Source organism: Paractinoplanes deccanensis, assembly GCF_016862115.1.
Taxonomy (GTDB): domain Bacteria; phylum Actinomycetota; class Actinomycetes; order Mycobacteriales; family Micromonosporaceae; genus Actinoplanes; species Actinoplanes deccanensis.
Genome location: NZ_BOMI01000185.1, coordinates 23533 through 40275 on the forward strand (window position 1 = coordinate 23533; position 16743 = coordinate 40275).

The window sequence follows — 16743 nt, forward strand, 5'->3', positions numbered from 1 at the left end:
AAGACTTTCCTCCTTCTCATTAGGTACGAGAGGCACCACCGTGATCCGTGAACGGGCATATCCCGTCGACCCCTGGCACATCCGGGAGACCCGCCTCGACCTGGATCTGCTGGCCCAGTCCGAGTCGGTCTTCGCGCTGAGCAACGGACACATCGGGATCCGCGGAAATCTGGACGAGGGCGAGCCGCACGGCCTGCCGGGCACCTACCTCAACTCGTTCTACGAGCTCCGCCCGCTGCCCTACGCCGAGGCCGGCTACGGCTTCCCCGAGTCGGGCCAGACGATGGTCAACGTGACCAACGCCAAGCTCATGCGGCTGCTGGTCGACGACGAGCCGTTCGACGTCCGGTACGGCGAGCTGCGCTCGCACGAGCGGGTCCTCGACCTGCGCGCCGGCACCCTCGAGCGCAACGTCGAGTGGGTCTCCCCGTCCGGCCAGGCCATCCGGGTCCGCACGGTGCGCCTGGTGTCGTTCACCCAGCGGTCCGTCGTCGCGATCCTGTACGAGGTGGAGCCGCTCGACGGCGACGCCCGGCTCATCCTCCAGTCCGAGCTCGTCGCCAACGAGCAGCTCCCGCCGATGAGCAAGGACCCGCGCGTCGCGGCCGTGCTCGACCACCCACTCCAGGCCGAGGAGGTCCTCGAGCAGAGCACCGGCGGCCTGCTGGTGCACCGCACCAAGGCGAGCGACCTGCGCATGGCCGCGGCGATGGAGCACCTGGTCGAGGCGCCCGGCAAGCACGCGGTCACCACCGAGGGCCACCCCGACTGGCTGCGCACCACGGTCGCCTGCAAGCTCGAGCCGGGCCAGAAGCTGCGCGTGGTCAAGATCGCCGCGTACGGCTGGTCGAGCCACCGCTCGCTGCCCGCCGTGCGCGACCAGGTCGGCGCCGCGCTCGCCAGCGCCCGGCTCGACGGCTGGGAGGGCCTGGTCGAGGCACAGCGCGAATACCTCGACGCGTTCTGGGACCACTCGGACGTGCGCGTCGAGGGCGACCCCGAGGTGCAGCAGGCGGTCCGGTTCGGCCTGTTCCACACGCTCCAGGCCGGCGCCCGGGCCGAGCAGCGCCCGATCGGGTCCAAGGGCCTCAGCGGTCCCGGATACGACGGCCACACGTTCTGGGACGCCGAGACCTTCGTGCTGCCCGCGCTGACGTACACCCAGCCGCACGCCGCGGCCGACGTGCTGCGCTGGCGCCACTCGACGCTCGACCTGGCCCGGGAGCGCGCCCAGACGCTCGGCCTCCAGGGCGCCGCCTTCCCGTGGCGGACCATCCGTGGCCAGGAGTGCTCGGCCTACTGGCCGGCGGGCACGGCGGGCTTCCACATCGGCGCCGACATCGCCGACGCCGTGCGGCGCTACGTGCAGGCCACCGGCGACTACGACTTCGAGCGCGAGGTCGGCCTGGAGTTGCTGGTCGAGACCGCCCGGCTGTGGCGCTCGCTGGGACACCACGACCGGCACGGCCGCTTCCACATCGACGGCGTGACCGGCCCGGACGAGTACACGGCCGTGGTCAACGACAACATCTACACCAACCTCATGGCCCAGCAGAACCTGGTGACCGCCGCCGACGCGGCCAAGCGCCACCCGGACCTGGCCCGCAAGCTCGGTGTGGACGACGAGGAGACGGCGAGCTGGCGGGACGCGGCGGCGGCCGTGCACATCCCGTACGACCGCGAACTGGGGGTCCACCAGCAGTCCGAGGGCTTCACGCGGCTGCAGGAGTGGGACTTCGAGAACACGCCGCCCGAGGCGTACCCGCTGCTGCTCAACTACCCGTACTTCGACCTCTACCGCAAGCAGGTGGTCAAGCAGGCCGACCTGGTGATGGCGATGTACATCCGCGGTGACGCGTTCACCCCGCAGGAGAAGGCGCGCAACTTCGCCTACTACGACGCCCGCACGGTCCGCGACTCGTCGCTGTCGGCCTGCATCCAGGCCGTCATGGCGGCCGAGACGGGCCACCTCGAGCTCGCGCACGACTATCTGGGCGAGGCCGCCCTGATGGACCTGCACGACCTGCACCAGAACTCGCGGGACGGCCTGCACATCGCGTCCCTGGCCGGCACCTGGATCTCGCTGGTCGCCGGGCTCGGCGGCATGCGCGACTTCAACGGCCAGCTGTCCTTCGCGCCCCGGCTGCCCAGCCGGATCAACGCGCTGGACTTCTCGCTGCTCTGGCGCGGCCTGCGGCTGCGGGTCAACGTGACGGCCGACGAGGTCACCTACTCGCTGCGCAACGGCGGCGGCTCGGCCCGGCTGGTGCTGCTGCACCACGGCAAGGAGGTCGAGGTCACCCAGGTCAAGCCGGTGACCGTGCCGATCCCGCCGGCGCCGCACACCGGCCCCGCGCCGACCCAGCCCTCCGGCCGCGCCCCGGTGCGCCGCGCGACCAGCTGACGTCCGCACCCACGAGAAAGCCCCCCGGCCGCATCCGGCCGGGGGGCTTCTTGCTCAGGTTCGTCAGAGCATCGACACGTGTACGTGGTCGGTGTGGTCACTGACGCCGTGGTACGTGCTCCAGCCCCGGGCGGGGAACCAGATCTGCTTGTACCAGATCACGTAATAGATGCCGAGCCGGTCCGCGTTGCGCACCAGGAACGCCATGAGGTTGTTGCCGTATTCCTTCATGTCGGCGTTGTGCGCGACCGCGAAGCCCTTGTCCTGCAACGACCAGTCACAGGCGCGGCCCTTCGGATGCTCGAACGGCCCGCCGTCGCGGTGACATCCCACGAATCTGTCGAAGCCCGCCTTCTTCACCTCTTTGTACATATTCAATGTACGGGCGGTGATGCAGCCGTTGGTCGTCGGGTCGGAGACGGTGCAGGACTCGGGCGAGAATCCACCCTCCGAATTGCGCGGCGCCGCCTTGGCGATCGGCGATTTGGCGAGCACCTTGCCCTGGGTGAGGCTGTTGCCGCCGACGAGATCGAGAGCCTCGTTGGCCGCTTCCTTCTGCTTCTGCATGACGACGAGGTTCTTCTTCTGGTTCTTGACCTCGGCGTCCAGCGCCGCCTTGGACTGCGTGACCTCGTCGATCGCCTGGTTGAGCTCGGCGAGCTTGCGGTCGTGCTGCGAGTTGATCTCTTCGAGCGAGACCGCCTTGTGCCAGAAGTCGGTGGAGCCCTGGCTGCCGAGCAGGAAGCTCGCGGCGTTGAGCTGGCCGAACCTGTACTGCTGGGCGGCGATCGCGTTGACCTCGGGGATCAGCTCGTTGCGCCGGGCCTCGGCGGCCTTGATCTTGACGGCGAGGGCCTTCTGCGCGGCGGTCGACTTCGCCACGGCGCCCTTGGCCTGGACGAACCGGCGGTTCGAGGACTCGATCAACTCGTCGAGGGTCTGGTTCTGCTTCCCGGCCGACTCGTCCGGCGTCGCGGAGGTCCCGTCTCCGGGCTCGGCGCTCGCGGGTGAGACGGGTGCCGCGGCCAGGAAAGTGACGGCCACGATCGGCGCCAGGGCAAGCATCAGCCACCGGCGGGGTCGTACGGTCATGCAGGTTCCTTCCGAAGTAAACCGCCGACCGGGTTAGCTGACGGGTTCGGGACGGAAGCGATCCCTACCGCTCGCGCGGACTCACCCCACACTTACCTGGTTCCCCGGCTCGCCTCGCGGCGATTGGGCGGTGGCCGCCGGCACCTCGGGGGCGGTGCCTGGTTGGGCGGACCGGACGCGAGTTTACCCGAGAACCGCGGATGCTTCAGGCCTCGGGAAACGTCATTCGCGTATGCGTCTCATGACATTCCGTAAGGGCGGCTACGGTGCGTTGTCACACAATTGCTTCGCGTGCGATAACTGTCGATCGTTCGATGTCTTCGGTATGGTCGGTCCCGGTCCCCACCCCCAGGGGATCGCCGCCTAATCGTTTTCGAACGAGCCGGGGAACCAATCTTCCGGGGTGAATCCGCGCCAGCGGTAGGGATCACTTCCGTCCCGAACCCGTCAGCTAACTCGGTCGGCGGCCGACGGAAGGAACAGGTGTGCGGCACAAGACTGTCCGGCGACGATTAGCAGCCACCCTGGCGCTGCTCGTCGCGATCCCCGGCCTCGCGTTCGCGCTGGCCTCTCCCGCCTCGGCGGCGCCGGGCGACACGGGTGACGACGGCGAGGGCGCGTCCAAGACCCTCATCCAGCAGCTCGAGGCGGCGTCCAAGGGCTACGTCGAGGCCCAGGAGGCGCTGGAGCGCTCGCGCAAGCGCCAGACCGAGCTCGCGAAGAAGCTGAAGGAGCTCGACACCCAGATCGCCCCGCGCCAGGCGGCGCTCGACGAGATCATCCAGCAGTCGTACCGCACCGGGCGGCTCGGCCCGATGAGCGCCCTGCTCTCGGCCGGCTCGGCGGACGGCTTCCTCGACCGGGCCGAGACGCTCGAGACGGTCGCGGTCAAGGAGAACGCGGCGGTCGCGTCGCTCAAGGCCACCCGGGACGCTCAGCAGGCCGCCAAGGTCGCCATCGACACCGAGGTGCGCAACGAGCAGAAGCAGGTCGCCCTCATGGCCAAGCGCAAGACGCAGGCCGAGGCCGCCCTCAAGGCCGCCAACACGGGCGGCGACGACAAGACCGGCGAGGACGCCCCCCGCGCGAGTGACAAAAGCACCGGTACGAGCCAGAAGGCGAGCGCGGCGCCGCGCAACGCCGACGGCTCACTGCCCTCCGAGGGCTGCACCGAGCCGGACCCCACCACCAGCGGCTGCCTGAGCCCGCGCACGCTCAACGCGCTCAAGCAGGCCCAGGCGGACGGTTTCACCCGCTACGTCGCCTGCTTCCGCGAGCAGAACAGCGGTGAGCACCCCAAGGGCAAGGCCTGCGACTTCGCCGCCGACAAGAACGGCTTCGGCGGCGTCGCCACGGGCGCGAGCCGCGACTACGGCGACCGGCTCGCGAACTACTTCATCACCAACGCGAGCCGGCTGGGCGTGCTCTACGTCATCTGGTTCGAGCGCATCTGGCTGCCGAGCAGTGGCTGGAAGGCGTACACCCGCGGTAACGGCGACCCTTCCAGCGACCACACCAACCACGTGCACCTTTCCATGCGCTGAGCTTCATGCGCTGAGTTCTCCGGAAGGAGTGCGGGACCTACTTGCGGACGTAGGTCTCGTACTCCTTCATCACGTCGTCCGTCGGGCCGTCGGCGCGAATCACGCCCGACTCGAGCCAGATGCAGCGTTCGCAGGTGTCGCGGATCGACTGCTCGCTGTGGCTCACCAGGAAGACCGTGCCGGCCTCGGCCCGCAGGTCGCGAACCCGCTGCTCGCTGCGCTTGCGGAACTTCGCGTCACCGGTGGCGAGCGCCTCGTCGATCAGCAGCACGTCGTGCTTCTTCGCCGCGGCGATCGAGAAGCGCAGCCGGGCCGCCATGCCGGACGAGTACGTCTTCATCGGCAGCGAGCTGAAGTCGCCCCGCTCGTCGATGCCGGAGAACTCGATGATCTCCTCGGTGCGCTCCTTGACCTGCGCCGGGCTCATGCCCATGGCGAGGCAGCCCAGCTCCACGTTCCGGATGCCGGAGAGGTCGTTCATCAGCACCGCGTTGACGCCCAGCAGCGACGGCTGGCCGGCCGCGTAGATGGCGCCGCCCCGCTCGACGGGCAGCAGCCCGGCGATCGCCCGCAGCAGCGTCGACTTGCCCGATCCGTTCGTGCCGATCAGGCCGATCGCCTCACCGCGGTACGCGACGAAGCTGACGCCCTTGACCGCGTGCACCTCGCGGACGGCAGCGCTCTTCTTGCCCGTGACGAGGCGCTTGAAGCTCGCCAGCGGGGTGTTCGCACCCGGCGCGACCGAGCCGTAGATGCGGTAGACGATGTGCGCGTTGTCCGCGATGACAGTAGGAACTCGCTCGTCAGCCACGGCCGTAGCCCTTCTCTCCGCGCCAGAAGTACACGTATCCGCCGACACCCACGAGGACGGTCCAGATCACCGCGTACGTCCAGAGGCGCAGCGGCGAGGCGGCCAGCGTCACGTTCTCCATCAGGGCGTGCCGGATCAGCTCGATGAAGACGAGCATCGGGTTGGCCTCGACGAGCGCGAGCTGCCAGCCGTGGAGCCGGTCGGAGAAGAACGTGACCGGGTAGAGGACCGCCGAGCCGTACATCCAGATCCGCATGATGTAGGGGATCAGCTGGCGGATGTCGGTGACCTTGGCGCAGAGCCGCGACACGAAGAGCGCGAGTCCGGCGTTGAAGATCGCCTGAAGCACCAGGGCCGGGAGGGCCAGCAGCCACTGGACGGTGAGCGGCTCACCGGTGAGCAGGATGATCGCGATGAGCACGGCCATCGAGGCGATCATGTTGCGAACCTCGACCAGCGCGATCGCGATCGGCAGGCTCGCCCGGGGGAAGTGCAGCGCCCGGATCAGGTTGATGTTCGAGGTGATCGCCATGGAGCCGGCCTGGACCACCGACTGGGTGAACCCGAAGATGAAGACGCCGGCGCACAGGTACGCGATGAAGTTGTTGGTGTCCTGCTTGGTGTTGAGCAGGAGACCGAAGATCACGTAGTAGACGCCCGCGTTGATCAGCGGGGTCAGCACCTGCCAGACCACACCGAGCTTGGTGGTGCCCAGCGAGGCGCTCACCTTGGCGTTGGCGAACGCCGCGATGAAGTGGCGATAGGACCAGAGATGCCGGGTGTACTCGGCTATGCCGGGGAGTCGCCCGGCAGCCGTCAGGCCGTTCCGCCGGGCCAGCTCCTTGAGCGATTGCCCGGTCTCGGAATCGGCGACCGCCGTCTGAGCCATGGGGTGGAGCTCCGATCTCGTCGGCCCGTGGGGGGTTGCGGGCCCTGGTTCTTTCCGCGAGAACACTTAAGCAGCATGTCAAGCCGCCGTCGATGGAACGCCTTCGTATCGACGTGCCGGAAGGCTATCCGACCAAACGGCGGAACGCAACCGTTACGTCCTGGCGTATAGTGACCGTGTGGCAACTGGAAAGCGCGCACCCGCCGGAGCGGCGGTGCTCCGAGGCGACATCACCGTAGCGATCCGCAACGCCGTGATGAACGAGCTCGCCGAAGTCGGCTATGGCAGGCTCTCCATCGAGGCTGTGGCGCGCCGTGCCGGAGTGGGCAAGACGGCAATCTACCGCCGTTGGAGCAACAAGCTCGAGATGGTCCTCGAGATCGTTTCCGATGTCGCCGGCCGCAGCGTGCCGCTGCCCGACACCGGGAGCTTCGCGGGCGACCTTCAACTGATCATGATGATTGTCCACCGCGCCCTCCAACACCGTATCGCGTCGCAGATCATTCCCGACCTGATGGCCGAGGCGGCGCGCAATCCCCAGATCGCGGAAACCCTCCAGACCGCGCTGCGCACCCACCAGCAGGCCGTCGGCGAGAAGCTCGTCGGCCAGGCCATCGCCCGCGGCGAACTGCCCGCCGGCACCGACCCCGAGGTGGCGGTCGACATGATCCTCGGCCCGTTGTACTGGCGTCTGGCGGTCTCGCGCACCCCGATGCCCGACGACTACCTCGACAAGCTCACCACGGCCGTCACGGCCGCGCTGAAGTCCACCGCCGAAACCCTCTGATCGGGCGGCCCGGCGCCGAAAGGAGGGGACCCGCCCCCACCACCCCCTTCCGGAGCCGTCATGCCGCACGTCGACGCCACAGTCCTGGACGCCGCCGCGCTCCTCGCGATCGCCATGCGAGGACTGGAGGCGGGTCACGACACGCTCGGGGTGGCGCCGGCCAAGGTCACCACCCCGGTGGGCTCGTGGCGCAGCGCCGACGGCACGGTGCGTCTCGACATCCGGACCGACGGCACGTACGCGGGCTCGATCGCCGGTCGCCGGAAGCCCGCACGCGGCACGTACCAGCTCGACGGGGCGACGATGACCCTGCGAGACGACTCGGGCCTGCGCACGCCGGTGACGGTTCGCGAGGGCGTGCTCGAGATGGCGGGGCACCGGCTGGCCCTGCTCTGATTCCCGCGGCACCTACGAGACGAGCCGGGCCAGCTCGTCTTCGGGCCCGGGCGGCAGCCCCCAGCTCCCGGCCGGCGGGCCGGTCGTGGGCTTGACCGGTCCGTAAGGATCCTCCGGGGAGTCGCCTTGCTCGAACGCGGGCCAGGCCGCCCCGACCGGCGGTGCGGCGCCGCGTGCGGGATCGCGCTGATGCACGACGGCGGATCGGTACACCGTGCCCCTGGGACGGTAGTCGGCCAGCGCGAACCAGGGGTCGTCCTGGTGGAGGGAGACCGGGCCGTCGCGTAGGCGCTGCCGTCGCTCCAGGTGTTTGATCGTCGCGATGCGGGCCTCGATCTCGTCTTTGGTGAGGAACCGCTTGAGATGGGCGTCGATCCCGGCGCCCGGCGTGCGCCGGGGCAGCGGGATGTAGACCTCGGTCAGCAGGGACTCCGGCGAGGGCTGCCGGATGTCGCCCGGGTCGGCGGACTCGGTCGTCTGCGCGGCCGCCGGTGCTGCGGTCTGCGCGGTCCGCGGACGGCTGAGGGCGGCAAGATGTCTGTCGCGCCCGAGCTGGTAGAGCCGGCGGATGTCCGCCATCTGCCGGGCTTCCGGGCCGCGGAAGGCCTTGCTGTACGCGGTGATCCAGTTGAGAACGGACGGCCACTCCTTCGACTGGCCGTTCATGGTGGTGGTCAGCGTGTTCTTGGCCATGCCACCGGCCGCCGCTATCCGGTCGAGGCTGACCCCGGACTCGCGGACCATCGCCCGCAGGTATTCCCCCAGCTCGCGGGCGGGGGCATCCTCCGGGATGGGCTTGAACCTCTTCGGGGCGATCTTGTCGGGCACGACGCCGGCTGCCGGGCGTGTGCGTGCGCCTTTACGGGGCTGCTTCATCGGCGTTGCCCGTCAGGCGTTCCCCGGCAGGGGCGCGGCCCGGCGCCCGGGGGCGCCGAGAAGCTGCGCGACCTGATGGGCGGCCCCTAACGCGAACGCGGCGATCGCTCCCGAGGTGGAGACCGCGGTCGCTGCCGTCATCCCGGCGGCGATCAGCGCCATCGGCACCAGCACGGCCACCAGAAGAACCACCAGGATCAGGACGTGGCGCGATCTCGGCCGCCCGCCCCGGCGCGCGTGTCCGCACTCGGAGCTGGGCCGCGCCGATCCGGACGTGGGGAGGCAGATCTTTTTCGCCATCGGTCTCAACCTTTCGCGGGGGAAAGGGACACCACCACCTTCGACGGACAGGGTGGCGGGGCCCGGGTTCTGCACAGGGGTGACCACGGACCGTGAGCTGCTACCCGACGACACCGTCCCAGCGCTACAGACGTTCTTAGTGGTTCGGTGCCCCATTCGTGGTGTCCGATCGCCGACTCGTTGTTCACGAGCATCGGATCGATCTTGATGAACAACGTCAGACCTGCGCCCCCGGCGTTCCGCCTCGATCATCAAGATCGACAAGCGAGGGGAAAAGGCCAGGTCAGGGGTTGTGTGAACGAGGTCGACCGAGCAAGGTGGTGCTTGCTCGGCGAAGTCCTGGCCATCGGTCCCACGGGTTCGACCTTGATCAGGACGCGGGGCCCCTGCTGCTACAGGGGCCCCGGCCGCGGGTCCTCGTGGCCGGCCTGCGCCCGGCCCGGCATCGCCGGTCGCCGGCCGGCCCGAGCGTCACGCTCTGTCGACAACGTTGTCAGCGGCTCTCCGTGGTGCACGCCGAGGTCGATGACCCGGCCGGCGCGGTCCTGCACGCCCGTGCGCGAGGTGGCGCCAGGACGGCCTTGGGCCCTGTGCCGAAGTCGCCGCGCCGTGCCTGCTCGTCGGCGGCGCCGCGGACCGGCAGTGGTTGGTGCCCGTCGACGACCTCGGCCGGGGTCCGCGGCGGGTCGAGGCGGAAGCTCACGACGGCGAGCGCGAGGCCGGTCAGGGCGAGCAGCACGCCCAGCCAGGCCGAGGACAGGTAGCCCCAGCCCGCCGCGATGACGGCGCCGCCCAGGGCCGCGCCGGCGCTGTTGGCGATGTTCGAGGCGGACTGGTTGACGGCGGCGCCCATCAGCTGGGCTCTCGGGGCTACCGAGATCAGGCGCGCCTGGAGGGCGGGGCCGATGAAGAGGGCGGCCGCGCCGACCAGGAAGGCGCCGGCGAACAAGCCGGCCGGGTGACGGGAGACGATGCCGAAGAGGGCGATGGTCGCGATCATGGCGGCGAAGCCGAGGAGAACGCTGCGCCGCAGGTTCTTGTCGGCCGCGACGCCGCCGAGGGCGTTGCCGATGGTCATGCCGAGGCCCATGACGGCCAGCACCCAGGGCACGGCCGACTCGGACAGGCCGGTGACGTGCGTGGTGACCGGGGCGATGTAGCTGTTCACGGCGAAGAAGCCGCCGAAGCCGATCGCCGCGACGGCGGCGGCCAGCCAGACCTGCGGGGAGCGGAACGCGGACAGCTCGGCCCGGGGGGAACCGCCCGGGGCCGCCGGGATCTCCGGCACGGTGGCCAGCACCGCCAGCAGGGTCAGGGCGAAGACGCCGGCCACCGCCAGGTAGGCGACGCGCCAGCCGGCCGCCTGGCCGAGGCCGGTGATCAGCGGGACGCCGAAGACGTTCGCGGCGGTGAGGCCGCCGAGCACCAGCGCGAAGCCCTTGCCCTCGCTGCCCGGGCCGAGCATGGCCGCGGCGAGCAGGCCAGCCGCGCCGAAGTAGGCGCCGTGGGCGAGCGCCGCCACGAAGCGGCCGGCGAGCACCAGGCCGAACGTCGGCGCGAGCGCGGACGCGACCGTGCCCACGACGAAGAGCGCGAGCAGCGTGAGCACCAGGCGGCGGCGCGGCCAGCGGGCGGTGAGCGCGGCGATCGTGGGGGCGCCGACGACGACGCCGAGCGCGTAGATCGAGATCATCCAGCCGGCCTTGGCGACCGCGTCCGCCGAGGATTGCGCGTACTCGGCGGGCAGCAAATCGCGGGCGAGGTCGGGCAGCAGGCCCATGGCGACGAACTCGGTGAGTCCAAGGCCGAAACCGCCCAGGGCGAGGGCGAGCAGGGCCGCCCAGCGGCGGCGGGAGGTCAGGTGTTCCACGTGATCGACTCTAGAACGTTCTAGTTGCCAGCGTGTTAGAACGTTCTAGTCATCACAGGTAAAGTTCCGGCCATGACCGTCGGGGACCGCCGGCCCACGCTGGCCGACGTCGCCGCCGAGGCCGGGGTCTCGGTGGCGCTGGTGTCGATCGTGATGCGCGATGCGCCCGGCGCGAGCGCCGCGACCCGCGAGCGGGTCCTGGAGGTCGCGCGCCGGCTCGACTACCAGCCCGACAACCGTGCCCGGCTGTTGCGCAGCGGGCAGAGCCGGCTGCTCGGTGTCGTCTTCGGAGTGCAGCATCCGTTCCACGACGACCTGCTCACCGGGCTCTACGACGCGGCCGAACGGGTCGGCTACGAGCTGGCGCTGAGCGCGATCACGCCGCGCCGCGACGAGCGGGCCGCCATCGCCGGGCTGCTCCAGGACCGCTGCGCGGCGCTGGTGCTGCTCGGGCCGCAGATCCCGTCCGCCGAGCTGGCCACGCTCGCCGGGCGGATGCCGGTGGTCGCGATGATGCGCTCGGTGCGCCAGCGCCAGGTCGACGTGGTGCGCACCGACGACGCGCGCGGGCTCCACCTGGCCGTCGACCACCTGGTGGCGCTCGGGCACAGCCGCATCGCCCACGTGGACGGCGGGCGGCACCAGCCGAGCTCGGCCGACCGGCAGAAGGGCTACCGCGACGCGATGCGGCGGCACGGCCTCGAGGCGTGCATCCGGGTGGTCAGTGGTGGGCCGGGGGAGGAGGACGGCGCTCGCGCGGCCCGCGAGCTGCTGGCCGACCCGCCGACGGCGGTGACCGTCTTCAACGATCTCAGCGCGGCGGGCCTGCTCGACGTGCTGCGCCGCGAGCATCTGAGCGTGCCGGGCGACGTCAGCGTGGTCGGCTACGACGACAGCACCTTCAGTAGCATGGCGCACATCGACCTGACGACCGTCGCCCAGGACATCGAGACGATGACCACGCTGGCGGTCGCCCGGGCGGTCGAGCGCATCGACGGCGCGACGGTCGCCCACCGCGAGGTCGTGATCCCGCCGCGGCTGATCATCCGGGGCACGACCGGGCAGCTCGGCTAAGTTTGTCCTTTTTCGCGCCGACCGTAGGAGTATGCGGGCTGCGTTGGCGCTGGTGCCCCTCCTCCTGGTCGGGGCATGCGGCAAATCGGACACGCCGGAGAGCTCCGGGACCTCCGCTCCCGCCGCGCCGTGGCTGAGCGTCGAGGAGGGCAGCCGTACGCCGAGCCCGGTCGTCACCTACACCGGCTCCCCGCGCCCCGGGCTGCCGCCGGTCTCGTTCCTGCCGACCAGCTCGGCGTGCGCCGTCCCGTGGCCGCAGAGCGACGCCGTGCTCATCCCGATCATCGTGACGCCGGGCTCGGGCTCGTTCCGGGTCCAATGGCCCAACCAGTACGGACGCACCTACCGCGTCACCGCCGTACCGCAGGAGCTCGTCTCGGGCGCGCAACCCGAGCCGGTCTGGCAGACCGTGACCACCGGCACCGAGTGCACCGGAAGCGCCACCATCAGCGGGCTGCAATCGGGCAAGCCGTACGTCGTCTGGCTCGACGCCCCGGACACGCCGCGCCGGGCGGACGGCTCGCGTGACCTCTACAGCGGCAAGTCGGGGGTGGTCAGGCCGCAATAGTGTTGCGGCCGCTCCATTTCGCCGCGTACAACCGCTCGTCCGCGGCCCGGAACAGCTCCTCGCCGGTCATCCCCTCGGCGAGGGCGGCCAGTCCCACACTGACCGTCAGGCGTACCCCCGGGAGAACGTCGGAACGCGCGACCGCCGCGCGGATGCGCTCGCCCACCTCGCGGCCGACCGTCAGGTCACCGCGGAGGAAGACGGTGAACTCGTCGCCCGCGTACCGCACCGGCACGTCCTCGGCCCGGCAGTGCGCCCGCAGGATCCGCGCCACCTCGCGCAGCGCCCGGTCGCCGGTGCTGTGCGAGTACGCGTCGTTGATCGCCTTGAAGTGGTCGACGTCGACGAGCAGCAGCACCAGCGGGGCGGTGAGCCGGCCGCGGTCGATGCGCTCGAGCAGCAGGTCGAAGCGGCGCCGGTTGTCCAGCCCGGTGAGCGGATCGCGCAGCACCTCCCGCTCGGCGCGGGCCCGGGCCGCCTCGGACTCCTCGCGCTGGCGGGCCTGGCGCAGCATGGCGAGCCGCTGGAGCCGCAGCCGCCACAGCTCGCCGGTCTGCCCCTCGACCGCCTCGAACAGGTCGCGGGTGGCCTGCCCGCCGCCGGCGGCCAGCGCGGTCAGCGCCATCTCGAACCGGATGATCGTCTGCTCGTCGGGCCGCGGCCCGAACGCGCACAGCTCGCGCGCGGCGACGAACTCGACGCGGGCGTCGGTGAGCGCGCCCTGCTGGCGCAGGCTGATGCCGAGCGCGAGATGGGCCATCCGGGCGTACCGGTAGTTTTCGGCGGCGCGCAGCGACAGCACGGCCTCGCGGGCCAGCTTCTCGGCGGGCACGACGTCGCCCAGCTTGGCGAGGGCCAGCGCCAGCATCGCGGCGGCCGCCATGTCGTCGGGGCGCTGCTGGGTGATCGCGGTGCTGCGGCGCAGCCGGGCGGCTCCCTCGTCGCACCGCCCGACGTGGCACAACCGCAGACCCCATTGCAGCAGCGTGTCGGCGTGGACCAGGCCGAACGCGGGATGGGTGACGCTGAGCCGCTCGTACGCGTCGGTGGCGGTCTCGTACATCTCGGCGACGGCCGCCGCCTCGGCGAACGAGCAGAGCGCCGAGATCCAGCGGTCGCGATCCCGATAGGGGCGGTCGATCAGGACGGCGGCGCGGGCGAGGTTGCGCATGCCGTCGACGTAGCGGCCGCGCAGCACGTCCAGCTGGGCCAGGTCGCACAGTGCCTTGGCCTCGCCGAGCACCGAGCCGGCGTCGCGGTGCAGGCGCAGCAGGCGCTCGCCGAGCTCGGCCGCCTCGGTGACCCGGCCCATGTGCAGGTACGCGTACATCTTGCCCTGCACGAGAAAGGGGACGGTGCGCTGGTCGCCGGCGGCGCGGGCCAGGGCCAGATAGGCGTCGGCGGCCTCGATCGCCTCGTGGCCGTGCCCGGTCGTCGCGAGCCGGTGCACCCGGAGCGCGAGGAGGTGCAGCGGCCCGAACGCGGTGACCGGCACGGGGAGCATGGTCCCAGTATCAACAAAAGTGCTCAGATCAACTAACGACTGCGTACTTGTCCAGACCGTCCACAAGCAACTCGAGCCCCAACTCGAAGCGCGCGTCGACGCTGCCGCCGACCAGCGCGGTGGCGTACGTCTTGATATGGGGGTAGATGTCCTCGGGAAGTTGCTCGAAATAGGCGAGCGTCTCGCGGCCCAGCTCGGTGATGAACGTGTCCTTGTCCGAGCCGGCGTTGCGCACCTGCTTGCGCCAGATCGAGTATTCGTACGCGTCGGCGGTGATGTAGAGGAAGATCCGGTCCATCGCCCAGGCGCCGACCCGCGGCGGGATGCCGCCGGCCAGCAGCATGCCGAACATCGCGTTCGAGATGCGCAGCGCGTTGGGCCCGACCGGGACGGTCGCGAGCGCGGCGCGGGCCAGGTCGTTGTGGTCGATCATGAGCTGGTGGCCGGCGCGGGCCAGCTCCTTGATCTGCTCCTTCCACCGCGGCGGATCGAGCTCGGGGATCGTCATCAGGCCGCACATCTCGTCGAACATGAGGCGGAGCAGCTCATCCTTGTTCGCCACGTGGGCATAGAGGCTGGACGGGCCGGTGTCCAGCTCGGTGGCGATCCGCCGCATGCTGAGCGCGTCGATGCCCTCCGCCCTCACCAGGCGCAGGCCGATCCGCACGATCTCGCCGCGGGTGATCAGTTTTCTTGCGGGGCGTTCCACGGGCCAGCTCATCGCCGCCTAAATTACCTTGCGGCGAACAGCGTTCGCTAGTAGAACGGTGTTCGTGCTGACGAACACCGTTCCTGATACCGCGTACCGATATCGCTGGGTCGCGCTCTTCGTGATCCTCGCCGTCGAGGTGATGGACCTCCTCGACGCGCTCGTCACCAACATCGCGGGCCCGGCCATCCGCGACGAGGTCGGCGGGACGTACAGCCTCATCCAATGGCTGGGCGCCGCCTACACCCTCGCCATGGCGATCGGCCTGCTCACCGGCGGCCGGCTGGGCGACATCTTCGGTCGCCGCCGCATGTTCCTCATCGGCGCGACCGGCTTCACGCTCGCGTCGCTCGCCTGCGGCCTCGCGCAGAGCCCCGCGCAGCTGATCACCGCGCGGGCCGTGCAGGGCCTGTTCGGGGCGGTCATGCTGCCCCAGGGCCTCGGCATGATCAAGCAGATGTTCTCCCCCGCCGAACAGGCCAAGGCATTCGGCGCGTTCGGCCCGGTCATGGGCCTCTCCTCGGTCGGCGGTCCCATTCTGGCCGGCTGGCTCGTCGACGCCGACTACTTCGGCGCCGGCTGGCGCATGATCTTCTTCATCAACCTGCCGCTCGGCCTCTTCGCCATCCTCGGCGCCGTCCGGTGGCTGCCCGAGTTCCGCTCCGCCCAGGCGCCCCGCCTCGACTGGCTGGGCGTCGTGCTGGCCGCAGCCGGCGCGTTCCTGCTGCTCTATCCGCTCGTGCAGGGCCGCGAGCTGGACTGGCCGGTCTGGTGCTTCGCGCTGCTCGCCCTGGGCGTCGTCACCTTCGGGCTGTTCTCCCTGTACGAGGCACGCCGCGAACGCCGAGGACAGGACCCGCTGGTCACCCCGAGCCTGTTCCGCAAGCGCGCCTTCTCCGGCGGGCTCGCGGTCGGCCTGGTCTTCTTCGCCGCGCTCATCGGCACCGGCCTGATCTTCACGTTCTACTTCCAGATCGGCCTCGGCTACTCGCCGCTCAAGGCCGGCCTGACCACGCTGCCGCAGGCCCTGGGCACGGTGGCCGGCTTCGTGGCGGCGGGAGCCGGACTCGCCGAACGGTACGGCCGCCGCCTCCTCCAACTCGGCACCGTCATCATGATCGTCGGCACGGCGGCCTTCGCCCTGACCATCCGCCTCGCCGGCGCCGACATCACGCCCTACCCCCTGATCCCCGCCCTCGTCCTGGTCGGCGCGGGCATGGGCCTGGCCATGGCCCCGTTCTTCAACATCGTCCTGGCCGGCGTCGACGACGAGGAGACCGGCTCGGCGTCGGGCGCCCTGACCTCGGTCCAGCAGCTGGGCGGCGCGTTCGGCATCGCGGTGCTCGGCACGATCTTCTTCGCCATCCTGCCGGGCCAGGTGGCCTCCCACGTGGACAGCTCGGCGGCAGAGCTGCGCACGGTCCTGACCGCGGCGGGAGTGCCGTCCGACACCCAGCCGGCGGTGGCGGCCGGGTTGCACAACTGCCTGCGGGACCGCGTGGCGGAAGACGACCCGGACCGGGTGCCGCCCAGCTGCGAAGGCGGTGGGGAGCTGCCGCAAGGGGCGCAGGCGTACGGGCAGGAGCAGGTCAGGGCGGGGTTCGAGGACGCGACGATCCGGACCGTGGGGGTGACTGTGGCGTTGTTGCTGGCGGCTTTGGGGTTGTCGTTCTTGCTGCCGCGGCGGGCTCTGGGGGAGGGGGCTGCGCATTGATGTGACGGGCGGTTCTTGGTGCCGTGATGTTGCGGGCGGGCGGGTGCGGGGTTTGCTCGTGGATGCCGCGCCGCCCGCAGGAACCACCACCTATAGAGGCCACCCACAGAGAGCCCGCCCTCCCTTGGGGGCCCCCGTCCCGTCCCATTGTGACGGGAAAACGCGAGATCGTGTCGATGCCTGTGGACAACTGCCGGGCCTGTGG

The 16743-nt window shown here is 70.5% G+C and carries 15 protein-coding genes and 2 riboswitches; of the genes, 7 read left to right on the forward strand and 8 right to left on the reverse strand.

Annotated features, from left to right (window positions below; genetic code table 11):
- Nucleotides 1-40 precede the first annotated feature (40 nt).
- Entirely contained in the window at nucleotides 41-2404 is a 2364-nt protein-coding gene (locus Ade02nite_RS43320; protein WP_203776905.1) for a glycoside hydrolase family 65 protein, read from the forward strand.
- 63 nt (nucleotides 2405-2467) lie between these two features.
- Here Ade02nite_RS43320 and Ade02nite_RS43325 read toward each other — a convergent pair whose 3' ends face one another.
- Nucleotides 2468-3496, reverse strand: a complete 1029-nt coding sequence (locus Ade02nite_RS43325; protein WP_203776907.1) for a coiled-coil domain-containing protein — start codon at nucleotides 3494-3496, stop codon at nucleotides 2468-2470.
- Between the two features lie 7 nt (nucleotides 3497-3503).
- Nucleotides 3504-3636, reverse strand: a riboswitch (cyclic di-AMP (ydaO/yuaA leader).
- A 210-nt stretch (nucleotides 3637-3846) separates the two neighbouring features.
- Nucleotides 3847-3978, forward strand: a riboswitch (cyclic di-AMP (ydaO/yuaA leader).
- Between the two features lie 3 nt (nucleotides 3979-3981).
- On the opposite strand from Ade02nite_RS43325, the gene Ade02nite_RS43330 reads away from it, so the two are divergent.
- Nucleotides 3982-5040 carry a coiled-coil domain-containing protein gene (locus Ade02nite_RS43330; protein WP_203776909.1) on the forward strand — a complete coding sequence of 353 codons (1059 nt, stop codon included), beginning with the start codon at nucleotides 3982-3984 and terminating at the stop codon, nucleotides 5038-5040.
- 37 nt (nucleotides 5041-5077) lie between these two features.
- Here the strand turns inward: Ade02nite_RS43330 and Ade02nite_RS43335 are convergent, their stop codons facing one another.
- Together Ade02nite_RS43335 and Ade02nite_RS43340 are read right to left on the reverse strand one after the other, a co-directional pair.
- The gene (locus Ade02nite_RS43335) at nucleotides 5078-5851 is read right to left on the reverse strand and encodes an ABC transporter ATP-binding protein (protein ID WP_203776911.1); all 774 of its coding nucleotides are present in this window, start codon (nucleotides 5849-5851) and stop codon (nucleotides 5078-5080) included.
- Nucleotides 5844-6740 (reverse strand): ABC transporter permease, encoded by an 897-nt coding sequence (locus Ade02nite_RS43340; RefSeq protein WP_203776913.1) that lies wholly within the window; start codon nucleotides 6738-6740, stop codon nucleotides 5844-5846. The genes Ade02nite_RS43335 and Ade02nite_RS43340 overlap by 8 nt, the downstream gene beginning before the upstream one ends.
- Before the next feature lie 178 nt (nucleotides 6741-6918).
- Between Ade02nite_RS43340 and Ade02nite_RS43345 the strand changes: the two genes are divergently transcribed.
- On the forward strand, nucleotides 6919-7527 hold the full coding sequence (locus Ade02nite_RS43345; RefSeq protein ID WP_239169473.1) for a TetR/AcrR family transcriptional regulator: 609 nt from the start codon (nucleotides 6919-6921) through the stop codon (nucleotides 7525-7527).
- A 60-nt stretch (nucleotides 7528-7587) separates the two neighbouring features.
- The gene (locus Ade02nite_RS43350; RefSeq protein ID WP_203776915.1) at nucleotides 7588-7923 is read left to right on the forward strand and encodes an Atu4866 domain-containing protein; all 336 of its coding nucleotides are present in this window, start codon (nucleotides 7588-7590) and stop codon (nucleotides 7921-7923) included.
- Nucleotides 7924-7935: 12 nt separating this feature from the next.
- Here the strand turns inward: Ade02nite_RS43350 and Ade02nite_RS43355 are convergent, their stop codons facing one another.
- The 3 genes from Ade02nite_RS43355 to Ade02nite_RS43365 all read right to left on the reverse strand — a co-directional run bounded on the left by Ade02nite_RS43355 (nucleotide 7936) and on the right by Ade02nite_RS43365 (nucleotide 10969).
- Nucleotides 7936-8751: a hypothetical protein gene (locus tag Ade02nite_RS43355; RefSeq protein WP_203776917.1), complete on the reverse strand. Its 816-nt coding sequence runs from the start codon at nucleotides 8749-8751 to the stop codon at nucleotides 7936-7938.
- 60 nt (nucleotides 8752-8811) lie between these two features.
- The gene (locus Ade02nite_RS43360) at nucleotides 8812-9099 is read right to left on the reverse strand and encodes a hypothetical protein (protein ID WP_203776919.1); all 288 of its coding nucleotides are present in this window, start codon (nucleotides 9097-9099) and stop codon (nucleotides 8812-8814) included.
- Between the two features lie 493 nt (nucleotides 9100-9592).
- Complete coding sequence (locus tag Ade02nite_RS43365; protein WP_203776921.1) at nucleotides 9593-10969, reverse strand: MFS transporter; 1377 nt, start codon at nucleotides 10967-10969, stop codon at nucleotides 9593-9595.
- Between the two features lie 72 nt (nucleotides 10970-11041).
- On the opposite strand from Ade02nite_RS43365, the gene Ade02nite_RS43370 reads away from it, so the two are divergent.
- Together Ade02nite_RS43370 and Ade02nite_RS43375 are read left to right on the forward strand one after the other, a co-directional pair.
- Nucleotides 11042-12043, forward strand: coding sequence for a LacI family DNA-binding transcriptional regulator (locus tag Ade02nite_RS43370; protein WP_203776923.1), 1002 nt, complete (start codon nucleotides 11042-11044; stop codon nucleotides 12041-12043).
- A 31-nt stretch (nucleotides 12044-12074) separates the two neighbouring features.
- Nucleotides 12075-12611 (forward strand): hypothetical protein, encoded by a 537-nt coding sequence (locus tag Ade02nite_RS43375; protein WP_203776925.1) that lies wholly within the window; start codon nucleotides 12075-12077, stop codon nucleotides 12609-12611.
- Here the strand turns inward: Ade02nite_RS43375 and Ade02nite_RS43380 are convergent.
- Entirely contained in the window at nucleotides 12598-14115 is a 1518-nt protein-coding gene (locus Ade02nite_RS43380; RefSeq protein WP_203776927.1) for a GGDEF domain-containing protein, read from the reverse strand. The two genes, Ade02nite_RS43375 and Ade02nite_RS43380, sit on opposite strands and share 14 nt — an antisense overlap.
- Nucleotides 14116-14143: 28 nt before the next feature.
- Nucleotides 14144-14836: a TetR/AcrR family transcriptional regulator gene (locus Ade02nite_RS43385; RefSeq protein WP_203776929.1), complete on the reverse strand. Its 693-nt coding sequence runs from the start codon at nucleotides 14834-14836 to the stop codon at nucleotides 14144-14146.
- A gap of 52 nt (nucleotides 14837-14888) precedes the next feature.
- Between Ade02nite_RS43385 and Ade02nite_RS43390 the strand changes: the two genes are divergently transcribed.
- The gene (locus Ade02nite_RS43390; RefSeq protein ID WP_239169474.1) at nucleotides 14889-16538 is read left to right on the forward strand and encodes an MFS transporter; all 1650 of its coding nucleotides are present in this window, start codon (nucleotides 14889-14891) and stop codon (nucleotides 16536-16538) included.
- Nucleotides 16539-16743 lie beyond the last annotated feature (205 nt).

Excerpts from the sequence above, each read along its gene's own strand:
- Ade02nite_RS43380 (WP_203776927.1), bottom strand. The coding sequence starts at position 14,115 with ATGCTCCCCGTGCCGGTCACCGCGTTCGGGCCGCTGCACCTCCTCGCG.
- Ade02nite_RS43360 (WP_203776919.1), bottom strand. The coding sequence starts at position 9,099 with ATGGCGAAAAAGATCTGCCTCCCCACGTCCGGATCGGCGCGGCCCAGC.
- Ade02nite_RS43325 (WP_203776907.1), bottom strand. The coding sequence starts at position 3,496 with ATGACCGTACGACCCCGCCGGTGGCTGATGCTTGCCCTGGCGCCGATC.
- Ade02nite_RS43340 (WP_203776913.1), bottom strand. The coding sequence starts at position 6,740 with ATGGCTCAGACGGCGGTCGCCGATTCCGAGACCGGGCAATCGCTCAAG.
- Ade02nite_RS43350 (WP_203776915.1), top strand. The coding sequence starts at position 7,588 with ATGCCGCACGTCGACGCCACAGTCCTGGACGCCGCCGCGCTCCTCGCG.
- Ade02nite_RS43375 (WP_203776925.1), top strand. The coding sequence starts at position 12,075 with ATGCGGGCTGCGTTGGCGCTGGTGCCCCTCCTCCTGGTCGGGGCATGC.
- Ade02nite_RS43385 (WP_203776929.1), bottom strand. The coding sequence starts at position 14,836 with ATGAGCTGGCCCGTGGAACGCCCCGCAAGAAAACTGATCACCCGCGGC.
- Ade02nite_RS43370 (WP_203776923.1), top strand. The coding sequence starts at position 11,042 with ATGACCGTCGGGGACCGCCGGCCCACGCTGGCCGACGTCGCCGCCGAG.